This window comes from Niallia sp. FSL W8-0954, assembly GCF_038005605.1.
In the GTDB taxonomy this organism is placed as follows: Bacteria; Bacillota; Bacilli; order Bacillales; family Cytobacillaceae; genus Niallia; species Niallia circulans_A.
In genome coordinates, this window is sequence record NZ_JBBOTN010000001.1 from 489,252 (window position 1) to 503,754 (window position 14,503).

General features: G+C 37.0%; 13 protein-coding genes. 7 read left to right on the forward strand and 6 right to left on the reverse strand.

Going from position 1 to position 14,503, the window contains the following annotated elements; translation table 11 throughout:
* Positions 1 to 24: 24 nt before the first annotated feature.
* From NX902_RS02540 to NX902_RS02550, 3 genes are read left to right on the forward strand one after another with little or no spacing between them, the layout of a single operon-like run.
* Positions 25 to 1,749: an ABC transporter permease subunit gene (locus tag NX902_RS02540; protein WP_163187750.1), complete on the forward strand. Its 1,725-nt coding sequence runs from the start codon at positions 25 to 27 to the stop codon at positions 1,747 to 1,749.
* Positions 1,742 to 2,818, forward strand: coding sequence for an ABC transporter ATP-binding protein (locus NX902_RS02545; RefSeq protein ID WP_123258816.1), 1,077 nt, complete (start codon positions 1,742 to 1,744; stop codon positions 2,816 to 2,818). The genes NX902_RS02540 and NX902_RS02545 overlap by 8 nt, the downstream gene beginning before the upstream one ends.
* Positions 2,819 to 2,834: 16 nt before the next feature.
* The gene (locus tag NX902_RS02550) at positions 2,835 to 3,659 is read left to right on the forward strand and encodes a PHP domain-containing protein (protein WP_123260034.1); all 825 of its coding nucleotides are present in this window, start codon (positions 2,835 to 2,837) and stop codon (positions 3,657 to 3,659) included.
* Positions 3,660 to 3,709: 50 nt separating this feature from the next.
* On the opposite strand, the gene splB is transcribed toward NX902_RS02550, so the two are convergent.
* Positions 3,710 to 4,738 carry a spore photoproduct lyase gene (splB, locus tag NX902_RS02555; protein ID WP_123258818.1) on the reverse strand — a complete coding sequence of 343 codons (1,029 nt, stop codon included), beginning with the start codon at positions 4,736 to 4,738 and terminating at the stop codon, positions 3,710 to 3,712.
* A complete protein-coding gene (locus NX902_RS02560) occupies positions 4,735 to 4,998 on the reverse strand; it encodes a transcriptional regulator SplA domain-containing protein (RefSeq protein WP_123258819.1) in 264 nt (87 codons plus the stop codon). Before NX902_RS02560 ends, splB begins: the two co-directional genes overlap by 4 nt.
* Before the next feature lie 160 nt (positions 4,999 to 5,158).
* Between NX902_RS02560 and NX902_RS02565 the strand changes: the two genes are divergently transcribed.
* Positions 5,159 to 5,524 (forward strand): carboxymuconolactone decarboxylase family protein, encoded by a 366-nt coding sequence (locus tag NX902_RS02565; RefSeq protein ID WP_275068564.1) that lies wholly within the window; start codon positions 5,159 to 5,161, stop codon positions 5,522 to 5,524.
* 45 nt (positions 5,525 to 5,569) lie between these two features.
* On the forward strand, positions 5,570 to 5,998 hold the full coding sequence (locus NX902_RS02570; protein ID WP_171509263.1) for a pyridoxamine 5'-phosphate oxidase family protein: 429 nt from the start codon (positions 5,570 to 5,572) through the stop codon (positions 5,996 to 5,998).
* Positions 5,999 to 6,023: 25 nt separating this feature from the next.
* Here NX902_RS02570 and uvsE (NX902_RS02575) read toward each other — a convergent pair whose 3' ends face one another.
* From uvsE (NX902_RS02575) to NX902_RS02585, 3 genes are all read right to left on the reverse strand, one after another.
* Complete coding sequence (gene uvsE / locus NX902_RS02575; protein WP_171509264.1) at positions 6,024 to 6,989, reverse strand: UV DNA damage repair endonuclease UvsE; 966 nt, start codon at positions 6,987 to 6,989, stop codon at positions 6,024 to 6,026.
* Positions 6,990 to 7,028: 39 nt separating this feature from the next.
* Positions 7,029 to 7,982, reverse strand: a complete 954-nt coding sequence (gene uvsE, locus NX902_RS02580; RefSeq protein WP_341160531.1) for a UV DNA damage repair endonuclease UvsE — start codon at positions 7,980 to 7,982, stop codon at positions 7,029 to 7,031.
* A 139-nt stretch (positions 7,983 to 8,121) separates the two neighbouring features.
* Positions 8,122 to 9,768, reverse strand: coding sequence for an ABC transporter substrate-binding protein (locus NX902_RS02585; protein ID WP_341160532.1), 1,647 nt, complete (start codon positions 9,766 to 9,768; stop codon positions 8,122 to 8,124).
* Positions 9,769 to 9,865: 97 nt separating this feature from the next.
* On the opposite strand from NX902_RS02585, the gene NX902_RS02590 reads away from it, so the two are divergent.
* The gene (locus tag NX902_RS02590) at positions 9,866 to 11,122 is read left to right on the forward strand and encodes an MDR family MFS transporter (RefSeq protein ID WP_095332998.1); all 1,257 of its coding nucleotides are present in this window, start codon (positions 9,866 to 9,868) and stop codon (positions 11,120 to 11,122) included.
* Positions 11,123 to 11,342: 220 nt separating this feature from the next.
* On the opposite strand, the gene NX902_RS02595 is transcribed toward NX902_RS02590, so the two are convergent.
* Positions 11,343 to 12,688, reverse strand: a protein-coding gene (locus NX902_RS02595; RefSeq protein ID WP_095334233.1) for an IS3 family transposase whose coding sequence is annotated in 2 segments (ribosomal slippage) — positions 11,343 to 12,244 and positions 12,244 to 12,688 — 1,347 coding nt in all. Because the reading frame shifts where the segments join, the coding sequence is not laid out codon by codon here.
* 90 nt (positions 12,689 to 12,778) lie between these two features.
* Between NX902_RS02595 and NX902_RS02600 the strand changes: the two genes are divergently transcribed.
* Positions 12,779 to 14,352, forward strand: a protein-coding gene (locus NX902_RS02600) for an IS3 family transposase (RefSeq protein ID WP_341160533.1) whose coding sequence is annotated in 2 segments (ribosomal slippage) — positions 12,779 to 13,421 and positions 13,421 to 14,352 — 1,575 coding nt in all. Because the reading frame shifts where the segments join, the coding sequence is not laid out codon by codon here.
* Positions 14,353 to 14,503 lie beyond the last annotated feature (151 nt).

Below are 14,503 nucleotides of genomic sequence, written 5' to 3' on the forward strand. Positions count from 1 at the left end.
ACTATTTATGAAGGAGTGGACATAATGAACTCATCTATTCAGAGCGCTGAAAGGAAGACGGAAGCATTATTTCCGCTCTCCTTTTCTTATCTTTCCCGTAAGTGGTGGGGGATTCTTGGATTTTTGCTGCTTATCTTTGTTTTTTTACTTCCTGTTTGGCGTCTTGTCTGGCTGAGCATATCCTCTGGAGAAGGAATTAGTCTGGAGCTTTATCAGGAAGTATTGGTAGAAAGGGCTACGTGGAAGACGATTCAAAATACTGTTATCATTACGGTCTCAAGTACATTGCTTTCCCTTGTTTTAGGAGTAGGGCTTGCATTTACCATGGCATATTTGAATATTAGGGCAAAAAAGTGGCTGCAATTACTTATCTTTTTACCCTTTTTGATACCATCGTATATCTCAACCCTTGCGTGGGTACAGTTCTTTGGAGGAAATGGACCTATCCAATTTCTTTTCCATCAATCAGTTAATTTGTACAGTATGGGAGGAATCATTTTTGTTCTTGGGCTTTCCCATTATCCCCTTGTTTATTTGATGAGTGTGGAAGTATTTCGCAGGATACCAAGGGAACTGAAATATGCCGCCAATACTTCTGGGGCATCTGGGGGAGTTGTCTTTCGAAAAGTAATTTTTCCAATGGCGCTTCCGGGAATTGCGAGTGGTGGTATTCTTGCGTTTTTATCTAATATTGATAATTTCGGCATTCCGGCTTTTCTTGGTATACCAGCAAATATCCGTGTTTTGAGTACGTATATTTACGAACAGATTATTGGATATGGACCATCTGCCTTTGCAAGAGCTGCTGTTCTTTCCGTTATTCTTGGTGTAATTGCTTTAATTGGGACAGTCCTCCAATGGGCAATTATAAGAAAAAGCAATGTAAGTGAAACAGCAGCACGAGATATAGAGCCAAGGTATTTTCTCCCAAGGGGCTTGCGAAATGCAGTGGAAATAGTGCTCTGGATGTTCCTGTTGCTCACGACACTTTTGCCATTAGTTGTTATGGCTTCTACATCCTTTATCAAGGCATATGGATTATCTCTTGCTTTGGAAAATCTTTCTTTAAAAAACTATTCGTATCTATTATTTGAGGATGGTAAAACAGGCGCTGCGATAGGAAACAGCGTAACGCTTGCCTTGGTGACCATGCTGATTTGTATGGTAATTGGAACAATTATTGCTTATCTTCGTTTTAAAAAGCCATCTGTTTTAGTGAAGGTCTCAGAAATTATTGTAACCATTCCTTATGCTTTGCCAGGAACGGTATTTGCATTAGCAATTATATTGATGTGGCTGCAGCCAGTGCCAGGCTTTCAGCCAGGAATTTACGGCACGATATGGATTTTGCTTATTGCTTATATCACTCGCTTTACGGTACTACAGATGAGAGGAAGCCTGACTGCTTTTTCGCAAATTGATTCTTCTGTGGAGGAAGCAGCAAGAATTTCAGGGGCAAAAGCATTAGCTAAATGGAGAAGCATCCTTTTTCCCTTGCTAATGCCTGGTATATTAAGCGGAGCTGCTCTTGTGTTTCTGACTGCTCTTACAGAGCTGACTGTGTCCAGTTTATTATGGTCTAGCGGTTCTGAAACGATAGGTGTTGTTATCTTTAGTTTTGAGCAAGCTGGATACACTACTTACTCAACGGCATTTTCCACTTTAATTGTGGGATCTGTATTGATCATGGGCATTCTATTTGTTTTATTAGAAAAAATCTGGAAGAAGAAGGTGATGAAGAGTGATTAGTATTGATGGGTTAAAAAAGAACTATGGAAGCTTTACAGCCTTAAATAATATTAACTTAGAATTGCTAAATGGTGAATTTATCGCTATTCTAGGTCCTTCTGGATGTGGAAAGACGACGTTATTAAGGCTTTTGGCAGGGTTTATGAAACCGACAGAAGGAACGATTACGATAGATAATGAGTTAGCAGCAAGCTCTAGTAAACTCGTTCCACCTGAGAAAAGGAATATAAGTATGGTCTTTCAATCCTTTGCATTATGGCCGCATATGACAGTAGAAGACCATATTCGCTTTCCTCTTAAGCATCATCGGTTTGGCAGAACAAATGGCAAAGAGGAGCAGGAGATTAGAATTGGAGAAGCATTAGGAATGGTGGGCCTTACCCATTTGAAAACACGCTATCCGGCTGAACTTTCTGGAGGTCAAAAACAGCGAGTTGCACTTGCTCGTGCTATCGTTCCAAAGCCATCTCTTCTTTTGATGGATGAACCATTAAGTGCACTTGATGCGGAGCTTCGTATGGAGATGAGAAGAGAGATTAGTAGGATTCACCAGAAGCTGGGAACTACCATAATTTATGTTACCCATGATCAAGGGGAAGCTTTGGCGATGGCTGATAGAATTGTTGTAATGAATAATGGAAGAATCGAGCAGATTGGTACTCCGGAAAGTATCTATAATAATCCCCAGTCGGTATTTGTTGCCACATTTGTTGGAAAGAGCAATCTGATCAAAGGAGAGTGGATTGGAGAGGATCGGTTTATTCCCGCGGAGTTTCCTAATGTTTCTTGGAAAGACATCGGAATTTCAAAGGAGATCAAATCCCAAAATCTTTACCCTGTTCGTCCTGAGCAATGGAAGCTTGGCGAGGCAGAGCAAGAAGAGATGACAGGAATTATCCAGTTTGCCCAGTTTCAAGGGAATGAAATTCATTATAGCGTTCAAGTGGGGGAAGAGACAATTAATGTGTATGGATCTGTTTTTGAAAAACGATTTCTGCCAGGAGACGCTGTTTCCTTGAGGATATTTAGTGGAGTAGAGGAAAGAGCTGTGCTGACAGGGAGCAGGTAGACTAGGAGGGAAAAGCATGATGGATTTGCATATACATTCCATCTACTCTGATGGTTTTTGGACACCACAAGAAATTGTAGAGGATAGTATCAAAAAAGGGTTGGAAATTATTGCAATAACGGATCATGATGTATTAACTGGGTATGAAGAAGCTTTATCCTATAGCAAGGATGCATTAAAGGTTATCCCTGGGATTGAACTTAATACAGATGGTCCTCAAGGTGAATTGCATATATTAGGCTATCAATTTGACCCGCATCATCCTAAATTAAAAGATCATGTCTCTTGGAGAGTGGAGGACAGAATTCAATGGGGAAAAGGAATAGTGGAGAAATTAAGAAATCTTGGCTACGACATTTCCTTTAACAATTGCCTTGCGCGTGTTGGAAAGGGCGTACTTGTTCGAACCCATATTGCAGATGAACTAGTATCAGCAGGATATTTTCAAAACAGTAAGGATGCATATGAACAGCTTTTAAAAAAAGGAAAGCCTGCTTTTGAAGAAAGAGGCAGTTTTTCCGCAGAGGATGCTATTAAACTAATCCACGAAGCTGGCGGTCTTGCATTTCTAGCTCATCCAGGCATTTATAAACATGAATTTCAGCTTCAACAGTTAATTGATTCGGGGTTAGATGGTATCGAAGTATATCACTCCAAACATTCCGATAAGGAGCAAAACTACTGGGGGAGAATGGCAGAAGCATTTAATCTCCTTGTTTCTGGAGGTAGTGACTTTCATGGTCCAGAATCGCGGAATCCTTTTCCGATTGGGAGTGTAGAGCTACCACATACTGAAAGAATAACATGGATTAGCGATGCTAAAGTCTTTACGAAAAAATAATATCAATGGAGAAAAAGGCCTCATACAATTAAAGACCTTTTTCTTTTTGTTTACGTAAAATACTCTAGTTTAGCATCAGGGAAAAATTTTTTCATATAAGAATGTAGGTGATCTTTTATGTCTGCTTCTTCTTCTTTTTGATAAATATATTTTCCTATTCCGTATTTTCCCCATTTATATCTGCGCTTTTCTTCATCCAGCTCTAATTTAGTCATTGGATAATTTTTTTGGATTACCCTTTTAGCAGGTTTTGTAAAGCGGTGCTGGATAAACTCAAATGTTAAATCCTTCTTTGCTTCTGGAGGCAGCTCAGCTTCTAGGCGTTCAAACATATGCAGATAGCCTTCTTCCCATCCTTCATGGAGGTAAATGGGTGCCACGATAAATCCTAGTGGATAGCCGGCTCTGGCGACTTTTCCAGCAGCCTCTATTCTCTTTTCCAAAGGAGATGTCCCAGGCTCGAAGTTTTTGATGACGTAATCTGCATTTACACTAAAACGAAAGCGGGTTTTTCCATTGTGCTTCGCATCAAGCAAGTGGTCAACATGATGGAATTTTGTGACAAATCGCAGTTTGCCGTACTCCGATTCCCCGAAGTGTTCAATTGCATGTTTAAGCGTGTGGGTTAAATGATCGATTCCAACGATATCAGATGTACAGGATGCTTCGAAACGTGTAAATTCTGGAGCGCGTTCTTTCATATAGTTATCGGCGGCTTCTAAAATTTCCTCGACATTTACATAGGTGCGGATGTATGGCTTGCTTCCCATCGTTGTTTGCAAATAGCAATAATGACAATGTCCCATACAGCCGGTAGCAAAAGGAATGGCATATTCGGCAGAGGGCTTAGATGTATCAAACTTGAGTGTTTTGCGAATGCCGACAACAAGCGTTGACTTTGCCACTCGGTAACGTTGAAAATCATTGTCGCCAGGAAGATTTCTAACTTGATTATGGGAAGTGGTATAGCGAATCTCTACATCCATCTTTTTGAATTTCTCCAGCAGTTCTTTCCCTAAGGGATACTCTAATGCTTCCGGTTCAAAATAGACAAGCTTTGGAGTGAAGGGTTTAATCATTCCAATCTCCCTTCCGAAACATCTCCATAATAATAATAGTAGGCTTCTTGAGCTTCTGCTTCTGTAGTATATACAGCAACTTCATTTGAGAGAGGGTAGTAATTTTCGTATAGAAATAAAGATAATTCATTGGAATTGTCTGGATTTTTTACAACAGCAGCTGCTTGGATATTCGCTACATCTTGGGTATGCGGGTTCCGGTAAAAAACATAAACGATGTCCCCAGCTTGATAGGCATGATTTTCATTATACAGTTCCATTCACTCACCTTCTACATTGAATATAATGCCATTTTTCCCTTCCTAATCACCAGTTATGTATCACTTTTTATGGAAGTTATGGGAAATGAATAAGGGATAATTAATTCGATTGAAGTTTACTTATAATAAATTTGTTGTACAGCTTAATTAAAAGGAGTGTTTGGAAATGGAAACTAGCAATTCAATAGAATCTACCCTGTTATCGTTTAAAAAGGGGATAGGGGATTTTACACAAAAAATGCCTGAGTTTGCAAGTAGATATAATGCTTTTACAGAAGCCTGCTTTGAGGAAGGTGCCTTAACACAAAAACAAAAGCAATTAATAGCTTTAGGGATTAGTCTTCATGCTCAAGATGAGTATTGTATCATCTATCATACAAAGGGATGCTTGGATCAAGGATGTTCCGAACAGGAAATTTTAGAAGCAGTAGGCGTAACTGCTGCATTTGGCGGGGGAGCGACCATGAGCCAAGGAGTTACCCTGGTGCAAGAATGCATTCAGGAATTGAATCGTTTAGAACAGTAAGAGCACATAAATAAAATAGCCGTAATTAGAGGAGCAAAACAGAATATGACAAATCAAAATTTAAAGAATCAAGTTATTAACATTATTTCAGGTCATCGAACAGGAGTACTTTCATCCGTTGAAAATAATAAACCCCATTCACGGTATATGACGTTTTACCATGAAGATTTAACCTTATACTCGCCTACTCAAATGGATACAGAAAAGGTGGAAGAGATAGAGAAAAATCCTTATGTTTCTGTGTTGTTAGGCTATGAAGAAAAGGGACAAAGCGATTCTTATGTTGAAATATCAGGAACATGCTCTATTAATAATTCTGAAGAAATGAAAAAGCGGTTTTGGGATGAGTCGTTTCAGCAATGGTTCGAAGGTCCAAGGGATCCGAATTATGCATTTCTTCAAGTCCAGCCTGATGTTATTCGAATTTTAAATAGGAATGGCAAACCTGCACAAGAGTTATCATTAGACGATTAATGAACTAAATAGGCTCCTCTTTCCTTTACTTTAGACGGAAAGAGGAGCCATCAATTATATCAACATCCTTTCTGTGGGTTACTTCCTCTATTAGTTTAAAAAGTGCCTCATCCTTCTTTTTAGCTTCTATCATGCAATCGATAACAGGGATGCTTCCTTTTATACGGTTTAGGAAATCGAAAAACATACCTATATCAATATAATCGGCATGATGACGGAAATGCTTTTCATCTTTGGGACTCGAAATATGCATTTTAATTGGTAATGGAGATGTACTCCATGTTTGAAGAATGCGACTCCAGTTATCTTCCCAATTGGGATTATGATGATGGGCGAGATGGTGATGATAATCAAACACAAGCGGAATCCCTAATTTCTCGCATAAGTAAAGAGTATCTTCCAATGTGAAAGAGGTATCATCATTTTCAAGCATTATCATATTTTGAATAGAGTTTGGGACTAGCATCCAATTATCAATAAATTGTTCCAATGATTTCTCGGTATCTTTATAATTTCCTCCCACATGCATAACACAGCGATGAGTTGTATCCATTCCCATTCCCTTTAATAATAAATAGTGTAATCTTAAAGTTTTAATTGAGTTCTTCCATATATGTTTCTGATTGGAATTAAGGAGAACAAAGTGATCAGGATGAAAATCAATCCTAATCTGATGCTTTCTGGCAAATTCACCTATTTCCTTTAAAGGCTCATTTAAAGGTTTCATATAATCCCAATCAAGAAGTTCTTCGTGATTGGCTAATGGGATAAGCCTTGAAGTAAGTCGATAAAAATGGATATCAGAAGCAGCAGTATGTTTTAGGAGCCTAAGCGTATTATGTAGATTTTGCAAGGCGATCCGTTCCAACTTACGAAGACCTGCTTCCCGGTCATCTATTTTTTGAAACTGGGCAAATGTCATCGTCCTTGAAGGAGATGCGTTTTTTACCATCATGCTCATTGCGACATATCCAAGTCGAACAATAGTCATCCATTACACCTCGTTAGCTTTAAATGTAGAGAAACATTACTACCATTCTATTGTTCCACCAGAAATTCTCTTTACTCCTCTAATAGATGTAATATCTTCGATAAGCTTAAACATAGCAAGATTTTTTTGTTTTGCTTCTATCATAATGTCGAAATCTTGATTAAGATTTTTAGCCATTTTTAAAAAGGGAAGTACAAAATCAAATGAGACAAAGTCAGCATGAGAACGGAAGGCCAGAGTGGATTTCGGGGAGGAAATATGGACTTTAGGAACCATTCTATGATTTTTCCACGTTTTAAAAATGCGCTCCAAATAAAGAGCTAAGTCAATATCTTCTTTATTGGCCATATGGTGATGATAATCAAGAATCATGGGAATGTTTTCCTGCTCACAGGTTATCAGTGTTTCTCTCACATTATATGTTTTATCATCATTTTCAAGGGTCATCTGGTTCTTAATTACCATAGGAAGTTGCTGGATGTTTTGCTGGAATCTCTGCAAAGAAGTATCTTTATCACCATAGGCTCCGCCAATATGAATATTAATAAGACTGGTATCAAGGGCGTCCATAGCTTCTAGCATTTTATAATGGAAGGTCATATCTTTTATTGCATTTATGGTTACTTCTTCCCTAGGGCTAGTAAAAAGCGTAAATTGGTTGGGGTGAAAGCTAACCCGCAGCTTAAATTGTTTAACTAATTGGCCAAGTTCTCTCCACTGTTCTTGAAAAGGAGTTATGAAATCCCAGTCTACATCTGGATGCGTTGCTAAGGGCACTAACGAACTGGATAAGCGGTACAATGGAATTTCATTGGCAGCATTATAGTAGAGAATTCTTTTTGTATTTTTTAAATTTTGAGCTGTAACAGCTAGTAGCTTTTCTGTGGCTTCCTGTTTAGGGAGTGCTGAATATCGAGAGAAGGTTAAAGCCTTTGAAGGACTTGCATCCCATAATCCTAGTGCATTTGCCACATAGCCAAAGCGAATCTTCATCTGTTTAGTTCCTTTCCATAGAGTCCAGCAGTTTCGTCTTTTTATATTGCCTTATCTTTTGGAACTCTATGTGTTGTTTTTACTTAGTTAATAAAGAGAAGTACTAAAAAATCCTGAGAATGTCTCTTTCCTATACCACTCATTCCTTCGGCCGAACCCACACTTTTGAAAAATCCACATAGCCAAAATGGCTAATTTTAATATTGCTTATATCGGTTGAAAATGGAATATACCGCTTTTGATAATAAAGGGGAATCATAATCGATTGATTAATCAATTCTTTTTCGATTTCTAGATTTAAAGCTGTCCATTGTTCAAATGGTATTTCCTTATATTTATCCATTAAGTTTGTAAGTGTTTCATTGTTTGCTATCATTTGAGAAAGTGGGGAAAACCCATTCATTAAAAAGTGGTAAAAGGAAAAATCTTGATTGAATTCAAAAACTTCTCCATGTATAAAAAGATCTACGTCTAATGTCTCAGGATGCTTTGTTAATATATCAGCAAAGGAAAACCATTGAATATCTGTAGGGATGTTTTCTTTTGCAAATATTTCTGCAAGCCATTGTGTAGTATTAGCAGTATGTCTGGCACCTCTTATCACAATTGGTTTAGTAAATATGGGCCGTTCTGATTCAGAAATAGTTAGTTGTTGATTTTGGCCAACTATTACACTCTTATCATTCGGTGTTAGTCTTGGACTTAGGTCGCCAATAGTATGACGATATTTAGCGATAATCCAATGAAGGTAATTTCTTACTTCCTTCTGTTTAATAGCAGAATTCCTACATGAGTTCATTACGATAATACCAAACCCCGAGTCGCTTTCTACTTCGAAAGAGGAGGAGGTATTCTCTTTCATAGGAGAATGATAGATTCCTTTAAAATCCTCAGGTACTTGAATAAATTCTACTACATCAATTAATGGTCTCTCTCGAAAATGATCTTGAAAAGCAGTTAAAGTTGTTTTTTTATCATTGTTTTGTTGAAGGATAAAGTAACCAGTCCCCAATATCTTTTCATTGGTCTCTCTATAGATACTTGCACACATCATACTAAGCATAGGAAGGATATAGCTACATCCATTGGGATGGACAATATCAAGTATGAGTGGAGACTTTACTTCTATTCTTTCGATAGGTGTCCATAAATCTTTGTAATAAGCATGTGTTCGAAGTTTTTCAAGGCATTCGGCCACATCATTTGCTGTCAAAACAGAACCGTCATGAAATTTAATGTCTTTTTTTAAATAGAGTCTTAATGTAGTAGGAGTGCTGTCCCAACTATGGGCAATTTCAGGTAATACTTTTCCATCTTCTGTATGAGTGACAAGCCGATTAAACACATTTGCCACTAAATGCGCACTGAAGACATCTCCAGCCTCAAGCGGATGGACGGAATGGAAAGGATATCTTTTTGGTACGATTAATTTATCATTTGACTCTTGGACAAAGCCAAGTTTTGTGTGAAATTTATTCATTAATCTCATTTTACTGTTTGTGGACCAATCATACATTAAGTATTTGCTTGTTTGTTCTACTGGTTCAAGATCAATTCGCTTTAAAACTTCTTCCTCGTAAGAAGTTTCTACCTCTTTTTTCCATAACAAAGTTGAGATGTTTCCGCGTCCTCGTCCGGGTGTAAACGATAGCCAGCCTTCTTCCATCCATTTTTTTAAATAACGTGTTGTTTGTTTCGAGCTCAATTGCAAGGTTTCAGAAATTTCCTCCATTCGAATACTGCCAGAAGGATAATATCTCCAAAGTGTAAGTAATTTGTTATCCATTCTTTTTCCTCCTAAAAGGGGACATTGTTTTATTAATTGTCTATTTTTAGAATTATTCGTCTAGTTTAATATACAGTAATAACAAGGGGGAGACAACATGAAATGGAAGGAATTACCGAGAAATATCAAAGTTAGGATGATTACCTCTTTCTTTAATCGGGCGGTATCATCAGCAGTTATGCCATTTATGGCTTTGTTCTTTGCACAGGAATTAAACAAAATTTGGGCAGGCTTATTTTTGATCAGTACAGTGGTTATTGGATTTCTGATCAATTTAGTGGGAGGATATATTTCTGACCGCTTTCCCAGAAAAAAGGTTTTAATGATAACATCCTGGCTGAATGCACTCTTCTTTTTAATCATGACGATCAGTCTATTTCCGACCAATAAAATAATTGTTTTGTTTGCTTTGGCATACGTTGGATTTATTATCACAAGCAGTCTAGGGCGACCAGCAATGCATGCGATTATTATTGATTCCACAACACCAGAAAATCGAAAAGCTATTTATGCACTCGATTACTGGCTTGTTAATTTATCGATGGCTATTGGGGCAGCACTTGGAGGACTTTTATATTTGAATCATCAGAAAGAATTATTCATCATGCTGACTTGCACATCTACATTGATTCCAATTGCTTACGGGGTTTGGCTGCAGGACAAGTTCACAGATCAGTTACAGAAAAAGCACAAGAATGTCTTGGTTGACTTAATCAGCAATTATAAAGTGGCATTTAAAGATACAGCCTTTGTAAAAGTGGTTACAGGCTCCACCTTTATTTTTGCAGCTGAATTTTCATTAAATAGTTATATTGGGATTCGCCTTGCTGAAACTTTTGAAGCAGTTAGGATTGGGAGTTTTGAAATTGTTGGGGTACGAATGCTAAGTATATTAAATATAGAAAATATGCTGCTCGTAGTCTGCTTTACTTTCATTATTAATCGGTTCACAGATAAGATGAATAAAAAGAATGCTTTAATAACAGGTCTTATTATATATGGAATTGGATATGTGACTGTTACTTCGGCGAATACGTGGTATATGCTCGTTTTATTTAATTTGATAGCAACGATGGGCGAATTAATTTATTCACCGATTCGAAATGCAGAGCAGGCAAATATGATTCCAAGCGATAAACGTGGATCATACTCTGCTTTTTCCAACCTATCATTTAGTGGAGCAGATTTAATTGCAAGAGCTAGTATTATTATCGGGGCATTCTTAATTCCAACAATGATGTCTGTCTACATTGGCTTCATTGTAATGGTGGGGACTATTCTTATTTATACAGGATTATTCGCGAAAACCATAAAAGTAAACAACTTAGTCAATAAAGGCGTTAGCGGCGACTAGAGCAGTAAGTTAGATTTATCGAGGGTGGGACAAAACAAAATAAATAATGGATAAAGACGAACAATCTCTAATTTAGTGGTGAATCCAATTCGTTCCAGTTTTTTTTCAAAAGAAACTAAATGGAGCAGACTGAATACACGTAGACTCCTATGGGAGCTGCGAGAAAGTCCAAGACCCCGCAGAATGCAGTGACCCCTAAAAGTTAGACGCAGTTATTTCATTAGGCAACTTGTTGAAAATGAGTTCGGTATTGTACCGGACTCATTTTGAATTTTCCCTTTAACCGTTTTCTATTATAGTATTCTATATATTTTTCTAATTCTAGTTTAAAGTGGTTCACACTTTCAAATTCCTTAAAATAAAGGAGTTCTGACTTCAGTATCCCAAAGAAGTTTTCCATTACAGAGTTATCGTAACAGTTCCCTTTACGTGACATACTCTGTTTAATCCCTTTTGCTTGAAGCAAGTTGCGATATTGTTTCATTTGATAATGCCAACCTTGGTCGGAATGCATGAGTAATTGATGCCTTTTTGGTAAGGATTCTAATGCTTTTTCTAACATGTCCGAAACTAATGAATACGTTGGTCGAGAACCGATGGTATACGTAATAATTTCCCCATTAAATAAATCTAATACAGGCGATAGATACAGCTTTTCCCCAAATAACTTGAATTCTGTAATATCTGTTACCCATTTTTCATTTGGTGCGTCCGCACTAAATTGACGGTCTAAATGATTTGGCGCAATTTTACCGACTGTGCCTTTATAAGATTTATATTTTTTCATCCTCACTAGACATTTTAAACCCAGCTCTTTCATGATTCGTTGAACCTTTTTATGATTTACTTTTTTTCCACGATTCACTAGCTCATCCCGAATACGTCGGTATCCGTAACGACCTTGATGTTCTTCATAAATGGCTTGGATTTCTCTTTTTATATCGGTGTCTGGATCAGGTCGATTCATTCGTTTTACTAAATCATAATAGGTGCTGCGTGGAATGCCAGCGAGTTTTACGAGTGACTTCACCGAATACTTATGCCTTAACTCATAGACTACTTGTGCTTTGTCTTGTTTGGTGATTTTTCCTTGTTTTGAACTAAGGCATTCAACTTTTTTAAATACTCATTTTCCATTTCCAGTTGTTTTATTCGATCTTCTAGTGCTTCAAAAGAACGATCAGTAGAACTTTGTTTATTTGAATCTTTTTTCATGGATAGACGCCCCTGTTCCTGTGACTGAAGGGCCTCTATCCCTTGTGTTTCAAACTTTCTTTTCCAAACAGCTAGAGTGGAATGCGCTGGGATATTAAAAATAGCTGCCGTTTCACATAGAGAAGTACCATTTTCAGTCATATATTGTAGTACTTCTAGTTTAAACATTTGTGTATAACTTGTACAACGTTTCATCAATGCCTCTGCACCATTGTAGTTGTATTGTCTTACCCATTTAACAATCGATTTGTGATCTATTCCAATTGATTTTCCAATTTCTCTGTAACTTTCTTTTCCGCTTAAATAGCGAGTTACGGCTTGTAGCTTCATTTCCGCAGTAAATTTGGACAAAAAAACTGCACCTCCAATTATTTGATATGCTCCCCAATAAGTAGACAGGTTAAAAAAATAAATCTGTTTAGTTATTGGGGAGATTTTTTTATGAAAAAATATAGTCACTCTAAAGAAGAAAAATTAGAGATTTTAAATTTTTATAATAATAGCCATTTTACTCTTAACGAAGTTTCAGAATTATATAAAGTAAATACTAGAACAATCAAAGATTGGCAAAATAATTATCTATTTTTTGGAGAAGACGGTCTTGAAAGACAAACAAACCACAATAATTATTCTAAAGAAGTAAAATTGGGAGCTGTTCAAGACTATATATCGGGTAAATACTCATTAAGAGAGACCGTTAGACGATATAAACTTTCAGGTACAACCGTTTTAAGAAATTGGATTAAAAAGTATACTAGTCATAGTGAATTAAAAGATTCGGGTAAAGGAATGAGCCAAACTATGACTAAGGGAAGAAAGACTACGATAAAAGAGCGTATTGAAATTGTACAAACTTGTATTGCTCAGGGGAAAAGCTACAGAATTGTAGCTGAACAATATGAAGTTTCTTACCAACAAGTATATCAATGGGTAAAGAAATATGAAGAAAAAGGTGTGCAAGGATTACAAGACCGTCGTGGCCATACAAAAGCAGAAGAAGAATTAAGTAATGAAGCTAAACTACGTTTAGAAATCCAACGGATAGAACGTGAAAATGAACGATTACGTGCAGAAAATTTATTCTTAAAAAAGTTAGAGGAAATAGAAAGGAGGCATCGTTAACCAAAACTCGTAATACTAACCGATATGTCGTAATCAAGGAATTAGCTACGAATGGATCACTATCTATCGTTTTATTATGTAAAATAGCTGGTGTTACACGTGCTGCTTATTATAAATGGCTAAAACGTCAACCATCCAAAAGAGAAGTTGAGAATGAACAACTCCTAGAATCAATCAAGTTACTTTATAAGCAAGTAACTGGCATTTATGGGTATCGTCGTATCACACTTACTATCAATCGTCATCGTGAAAATAATAATTTGCCGAAGGTTAATAAAAAACGTATTTATCGTTTAATGAAATTGTGTCGATTGAAATCGGTTATTCGTCAAAAACGAAAAAAATATCGTAAATCTACTTCTAATTATGTTGCAGAGAATATACTTAGTCGTGATTTTAATGCCGAAAAGCAAAATCAGAAATGGTGTACTGATGTTACAGAATTAAAATATGGTAATGGTAAAAAGGCATATTTAAGTGCCATTATTGACCTATATGACAAATCAATTATTAGTTATATATTGGGACATTCAAATAATAACAAACTTGTCTTTCAAACTATAGTACCGGCCATACAAAGTTTAAAAGAAGATGAGCATCCACTAATACATAGTGACCGTGGCTATCAATATACTTCAAAGTTCTTTAAACAAATAATAGATAATGCTGAAATGGTGCATAGTATGTCCAGAGTGGGACGTTGTATTGATAACGGACCAATCGAGGCTTTTTGGGGTACGCTTAAATCTGAGAAATACTACCTGAACAAATATGATACATATGCGACACTTGAAGAAGCGATTCATTCCTATATTGCATTCTATAATTTAGAGCGTTATCAAGAAAGATTAAACGGCATGAGTCCCTTAGAATTCAGGAATCAAGCCGTTTAAGGTATTTTTATTATTTCCACTGTCTACTTGACAGGTAGCACTTCAATTGTAGATAGTGTCTAACAATTGGGGTGCAGTTCAGAACGAGGAGGCTTGGCGCTCGCCCCATGGAAAGCGAAGTGTATTCAGGCTGCGGGTGATTACCACAAAC

Coding starts and splice junctions, on each gene's coding strand:
- NX902_RS02540 (WP_163187750.1), top strand. CDS start 25: ATGAACTCATCTATTCAGAGCGCTGAAAGGAAGACGGAAGCATTATTT.
- NX902_RS02550 (WP_123260034.1), top strand. CDS start 2,835: ATGATGGATTTGCATATACATTCCATCTACTCTGATGGTTTTTGGACA.
- splB (WP_123258818.1), bottom strand. CDS start 4,738: ATGATTAAACCCTTCACTCCAAAGCTTGTCTATTTTGAACCGGAAGCA.
- NX902_RS02560 (WP_123258819.1), bottom strand. CDS start 4,998: ATGGAACTGTATAATGAAAATCATGCCTATCAAGCTGGGGACATCGTT.
- NX902_RS02570 (WP_171509263.1), top strand. CDS start 5,570: ATGACAAATCAAAATTTAAAGAATCAAGTTATTAACATTATTTCAGGT.
- uvsE (WP_171509264.1), bottom strand. CDS start 6,989: ATGACTATTGTTCGACTTGGATATGTCGCAATGAGCATGATGGTAAAA.
- uvsE (WP_341160531.1), bottom strand. CDS start 7,982: ATGAAGATTCGCTTTGGCTATGTGGCAAATGCACTAGGATTATGGGAT.
- NX902_RS02585 (WP_341160532.1), bottom strand. CDS start 9,768: ATGGATAACAAATTACTTACACTTTGGAGATATTATCCTTCTGGCAGT.
- NX902_RS02590 (WP_095332998.1), top strand. CDS start 9,866: ATGAAATGGAAGGAATTACCGAGAAATATCAAAGTTAGGATGATTACC.